The sequence below is a fragment of the Nocardia sp. NPDC127606 genome (assembly GCF_042671725.1).
Taxonomy (GTDB): domain Bacteria; phylum Actinomycetota; class Actinomycetes; order Mycobacteriales; family Mycobacteriaceae; genus Nocardia.
On sequence record NZ_JBHXWQ010000005.1, the window covers coordinates 453,247 to 458,672 of the forward strand.

The window sequence follows — 5,426 nt, forward strand, 5'->3', positions numbered from 1 at the left end:
CGGTGCGGGCGACGGTCGTCATGGGTTCGTCAGCGGGTCGCGCCGAGCGCGGTCAGCGGGTCGGTGGTGAACAGGAAGCGCAGGGCGACAGCGGCGCCGGCGAGGCCGAGGACGATCAAGGCCAGCGCGGGGACCAGGGTCGTCGCGGGGCTGAGCACAAAAGGCATCGCCTCGCCCAGGAACAGTGAGGCCAGGGCGGTGATCGCGAGGCCCGCCGTGACGCCCGCGGTCAGGACGATCGCGGCTTGGGCCAGGGCATCACGAACCAGGGAGCCGGTGGTCGCGCCGAGTGCCTTCAACGTGGCGATGTCGGGTTGGCGCTGCACGGTCCAGACCGTGAAGAAGGCGCCGATCACCAGCGCCGAGATGGCGAACAGCAGCACGGTCATCAGGGTGAGTGAGCTGTTCTCGGCTTGGTAGGAGCCGATCGCCTGGACGGCATCCTGCGCGGGCAGCGAGTGTGTTCCGGCTTCGGCGTCGAGGCCGCCGGGGACATCGCCGGTCACCGCGAGCACGGTCGCGGCGCCGGCGCGCGGGCTGGCCGCCTGCCAGTCCTGCATGCTCGTCCAGATCACGGGGGTATGGCTGTACCACTCGTCGCCGGCTACGTCGGCGACGGTGAACTCGTGGCCCGCCAGCAGGACGACATCGCCGGTGCCCGCGGACAGTTCACGAGCCGCCGCCGAACTCAGCACCACCGCACCGGGTTCGGTAGCAGGGCGATTGCTGAACGCCGACGGGTCGCCGCCGAACAACGCGACCTGCGTCGGGCTGGCACCAGCGTGCTCGGCCCTCGTGCGCGAGATCCCGATCGGGGTCGCGTCCGCCGATTTCCACTGCGCGATCTGCTGCTCGGTGAGCACCGACGAGTCGAAAGACGGGTCGGCCCCGGTCTCGGCGAAAACGACCCGGTCGGCATCGATCCCCTGGACAGCGGAGATGTTCTGGTGCGCCAGCCCAGCGGTGAGGCCACTGAGGAAGCTCACCAGCACCGCCACCAACAGCACGACAGTGGTGATGAGCAGGAAGCGGCCGCGGGCGGCTCGCAGATCTCGGAGTGCGACGAACATGACTCCACTCTGTCGTTCTCGTCGGTCGACGCCATCGCACCGGCGCACGAAACGCCGTCCATCCAAGGTCTGGCGGCGTTTACATCTTTCGATGGATGCCCGCGTGGTTGCCGCACATAAGCTGGTCGACGTGCACTCGTCCCCCCTGACCCCGGTGGTCACCACCCTGCGCCTCGGCCTGCATGTGCTGGTGACGGTGCTGGCGGTGGTGGTCGCGGTGCGCGCGCTGCTGCCCGGCGGCGGCGGTCACGGTGTCGCGGTGGTCGCGCTGACGGTGGTGTGGTTGCTGGTGTATTTCGCGGGGACCGAGTTCCCTCGCTCGCGTTCGCATGCCTATCCCGATGGGGCGACGGTGGTGTGGGTGTGGCTGTCGGCGCTGACCGTGTTGTGGCTGGTCCTGCTTGCGCTCACCCCCGATGCGGTCTACCTGGCGTTCGGGCTGTTCTTCGTCTACCTGCACCTGCTGCCACGGCCGTGGAATCTGGTCGCGGTGGTGTCGGCGACGGCGGTCGGTGTGATCGGGTTCGCGGCGCATCGTGGTTGGTCCGCGGGTGCGGTGGTGGGGCCTGTTCTCGGCGCGCTGGTGGCGATCGGGATCGGGCTCGGCTATCAGGCCCTGCGCAGTGAGGCGGTCGAGCGGGAGCGGCTGATCGACGAATTGATCGGCACCAGAGCGATTCTCGCGGAACAGGAACGGACAGCGGGCAAGCTCGCCGAGCGCGAACGCCTGGCCAAGGAAATCCACGACACCGTCGCCCAGGGCCTGAGCAGTATCCAACTGCTCCTGCACAGCGCCGAGCAGGCCGCACCGGATCATCCTGCGCTGGACCGTATTCGGCTCGCGCGCGAGACCGCCGCCGAGGACCTGGCCGAAACCCGAAGGCTCATCGACGAATTGTCGCCCGCCGCGCTGGACGGGCAATCACTGGCCGAAGCGCTGGAACGCATTTGCCTGCGCGCGCAGTCGCCGGCTCTGACCACGCAGCTGCTCGTCGAGGGTGAGCCGGAACGACTGCCGATGCCGGTCGAGGCGGCGCTGGTGCGGATCGCGCAGAGCGCGGTGGCGAATGTGGTCCAGCACGCGCAGGCTGAGCGGATGCGGGTCACCCTCACCTACGACGACACCGACGCGCACCTGGATATCGTCGACGACGGCATCGGCATCGATCCGGATACGTTGCGCCACCCCCGATCCGGGGCCTTCGGCCTCGCGGCCATGCGCAGCCGCGTCGAGCAACAGGGCGGTGCGATGACAGTCGAATCCGAGCCCGGCCACACCGCCGTGACGGTGACCTTCCCGCTCGGAGCGGCCTCATGATCCGCCTTCTCCTCGCCGACGATCACGCCATCGTCCGTGCGGGCCTGCGCGCGCTCCTCGACGCCGCCGCCGATATCACCGTCGTCGGCGATGTCGCGGATGCCGACGCGGCGGTGGCCTTTTGCGCCGCCACCCCCGTCGACCTGGTCCTGATGGACCTGCGCTTCGGCGACGGCCGCTCCGGCGCCTCTGCCACCGCGGGCCTGCGGGCCCTGCCCACCCCACCGAACGTCCTCGTCGTCACCAACTACGACACCGACGCCGACATCCTCGGCGCCATCGAAGCGGGCGCCGTCGGCTACCTCCTCAAGGACACCCCACCCACCGAACTCCTCGCCGCCGTCCGCGCCGCCGCAGCGGGCGAAAGCGTCCTCTCCCCAACAGTCGCTTCCCGCCTGATGACCAGAGTCCGCCGAGCCGACACCACCCTGAGCCCCCGCGAAGTAGAAGTCCTCCGCCTGGTAGCCGCGGGCCTGTCCAACCGCGACATCGCCAAACAACTGTTCCTCAGCGAAACCACCGTCAAGTCCCACCTCGTCCACATCTACGCCAAACTCGGCGTGAAGTCCCGAACCTCCGCCGTCGCCACAGCACGTGAAAGCGGCGCGATCTGACTGTCGACATGCTGATTCACCTTCGGCGCCACCGCCGCCGCTGCGTTTACCCTGGGCGCATGGCCTCTCTGTCTGATCCCAAGGTGCGCGAATTTCTTTCCCACGGAACGCGAACGGGCAAGGTGGCGTTCGCCGCGGCGGATGGGCGTCCGCTGGTGACGCCGGTGTGGTTCGTCGTCGAAGGTGACGAGCTGGTTTTCAATACGGGTAAGAACACGGCCAAGGGGCGGGCTTTCGCGCGTGATCCGCGTGTCGCGGTGTGCGTCGACCTCGAGGAGCCGCCGTACGCGCTGGTGGAGGTGCAGGGGACGGTCTCGCTGTCCGAAGACCTCGATGAGCTCGTGCGAACCGCTACCGCCATCGCCGCCCGGTACATGGGTCCGGACAAGGCGGAGGAATTCGGTCAGCGCAACGGGGTGGCGGGCGAACTCGTGGTGCGCGTGCGGCCGACGAAGATCATCGCGCAGTTCGATATGACGGGCTAGCGGGCGCCGGTCATCGGGACCGCGTCGGGGCCGGGCGGGGTCGGGTCGTACGGCGGGGGATCGGTGCGGTCGAAGAGGGGGGACGAGCAGGTCGCGCCGACTTCCGGGGTGGTGTACGGGTTTTCGCGGAGAGCGACGATGAACTGGTCGATGCGTTCGTCGGTGGCGGAGTCGACGGTGAGCTGGTGGCCCCACGACTGCAGTGCGATCGGGTGGTTCAGGTCGGGGATGGGCGACATCAGGGTGTACTGGCGGTCGGTGACCTTGGCGCTCAGCGCCGCCTGATCCTGCGCGCTCACCTTCGCGGGGTCGTAGGCGATCCATACCGCGCCGTGTTCGAGCGAGTGGACCGCGTTCTCGGTGCGCAGGGCCTTCGAATAGACGACGCCGGTGCAGGCGGCCCATTGCGCGTCGTGTGGTCCGCCCACCGGGGGAATCGTCGGGTAGGCGACTCGCTGGTTCGGCCGCACGTGCTGCTGGCCAGGCGCGATCTCGGTGACGACGACGCCGCGAATCTGGAGCGAGGGGTCACGGTTGTCCGCGGACGGGGCGAAACTGTCCGCGGTGGCGGTGGCCTGGCCGACGATCTTCTCTCCCGAGCACCCTGTCGCCAGCGTGGCGGCCACGATCACAACCGCGCAAGCGCCCGCGCCGCGCACCCCACCGGACCTACTCGAAACCCGCATCGCGGACCCCCGTTTCCTCGTCGCCGCCGCTTGCCATCCGACACAGAACCTACTTGTCCGCCGGTCTCGGGGGCACTCCTAGACTCCCGACTATGACTGTGCACTTCATCGGGGCAGGCCCCGGCGCCGCCGACCTGCTCACGGTGCGAGCGGTCACCCTCCTGCGTGACAGCCCGGTCTGCCTCTACGCGGGCACCTACCTCGACCCCGAGGTGCTGGCCCACTGTGCGCCGGGCGCCGAATTGATCGACACCCAGCACCTGAACCTGGACCAGATCATCGACCACCTCGTGCGCGCCACCGAGGCGGGCAAGGACGTGGCGCGACTGTGCTCCGGCGACCCGTCGATCTATTCGGCCCTCACCGAGCAGACCCGCAGACTCGACGCCCACAACGTGGCATGGGACATCACCCCCGGCGTCCCCGCCTACGCGGCCGCGGCGGCCGCCCTCGGCACCGAACTGACCGTCCCCGAGGTCGTCCAGTCGGTAGTCCTCACCCGCACCCAGGCCCGCTCCACCGCGATGCCGCCCGGCGAGGCACTGGCGAACTTCGCCGCCACCGGCGCGACTCTCGTCTTGCATCTCGCGATCACCCGGATCGGAGTACTGGCGCTCGAGCTGGTCGCCGAGTACGGCGCGGACTGCCCCGTGGCTGTCGTCTATCGCGCCAGCCAACCCGAACAACTCGTCCTGCGCGGCACTCTGTCCGACATCGCCGATCAGGTGGCGGCGGCCGGCCTGCGTCAAGCCGCGGTGATCCTCGTCGGCCGCGCGCTGGCCACTTCCCTCGACTGCGCCCAGTCGCACCTCTACGACCCCGCCAGGACCCGGTAACACCCACTCCACAACAGCAGACCAATCGGTGTGATCCATCACTCAGTTGGCGCGGTGCGCGGGTGACCCGACGGGGATGTGAGAACACAGACAAGCGTCAGCAAACGTGGGGCGGGGGCTTTACCTGGGCCGATGTTTGCCGGCTATGGAGGTGGTTGGTTGCGGGGCGGGCACACCGGTAGATTGGTGCGATGGTTTGCGACGAGTAGACCGGCGCTGGCGGCCGGACGGTCAGGTGCATGGTCTCGGCCGTGTAACGAGACCGGCCTGGGTGACAGATAGTGCCAATGGACATTTTTGCCTGATTGATTCGAGAACTGAACCCGAGACGCGGGCGCCACGCTTATTCAGGTGGGCGCTCGCGTTCCGGTGTCGTCGGGGAGCGCCTGACCGGGTGTTCCGGAAGCGAGGTTTGGG

At 68.7% G+C, this 5,426-nt stretch carries 6 protein-coding genes; 4 read left to right on the plus strand and 2 right to left on the minus strand.

The genetic code is table 11. The features are described 5' to 3' along the window. Positions 1-29: 29 nt before the first annotated feature. Complete coding sequence (locus tag ACFVJ5_RS24440; RefSeq protein WP_379223344.1) at positions 30-1,070, minus strand: ABC transporter permease; 1,041 nt, start codon at positions 1,068-1,070, stop codon at positions 30-32. 130 nt (positions 1,071-1,200) lie between these two features. Here ACFVJ5_RS24440 and ACFVJ5_RS24445 point away from each other — a divergent pair, with 130 nt between their 5' ends. The 3 genes from ACFVJ5_RS24445 to ACFVJ5_RS24455 are packed head-to-tail and all read left to right on the plus strand — an operon-like array spanning position 1,201 to position 3,487. Continuing rightward, on the plus strand, positions 1,201-2,388 hold the full coding sequence (locus ACFVJ5_RS24445) for a sensor histidine kinase (RefSeq protein WP_379223415.1): 1,188 nt from the start codon (positions 1,201-1,203) through the stop codon (positions 2,386-2,388). Continuing rightward, the gene (locus ACFVJ5_RS24450) at positions 2,385-3,002 is read left to right on the plus strand and encodes a LuxR C-terminal-related transcriptional regulator (RefSeq protein WP_378634431.1); all 618 of its coding nucleotides are present in this window, start codon (positions 2,385-2,387) and stop codon (positions 3,000-3,002) included. The genes ACFVJ5_RS24445 and ACFVJ5_RS24450 overlap by 4 nt, the downstream gene beginning before the upstream one ends. A gap of 59 nt (positions 3,003-3,061) precedes the next feature. Beyond that, on the plus strand, positions 3,062-3,487 hold the full coding sequence (locus ACFVJ5_RS24455; RefSeq protein ID WP_379223346.1) for a PPOX class F420-dependent oxidoreductase: 426 nt from the start codon (positions 3,062-3,064) through the stop codon (positions 3,485-3,487). On the opposite strand, the gene ACFVJ5_RS24460 is transcribed toward ACFVJ5_RS24455, so the two are convergent. Beyond that, entirely contained in the window at positions 3,484-4,173 is a 690-nt protein-coding gene (locus tag ACFVJ5_RS24460; RefSeq protein ID WP_379223348.1) for a DUF3105 domain-containing protein, read from the minus strand. The genes ACFVJ5_RS24455 and ACFVJ5_RS24460 overlap by 4 nt on opposite strands. 92 nt (positions 4,174-4,265) lie before the next feature. Here ACFVJ5_RS24460 and cobM point away from each other — a divergent pair, with 92 nt between their 5' ends. Next, positions 4,266-5,009, plus strand: coding sequence for a precorrin-4 C(11)-methyltransferase (gene cobM / locus ACFVJ5_RS24465; RefSeq protein WP_379223350.1), 744 nt, complete (start codon positions 4,266-4,268; stop codon positions 5,007-5,009). The last annotated feature ends 417 nt before the right edge of the window (positions 5,010-5,426 follow it).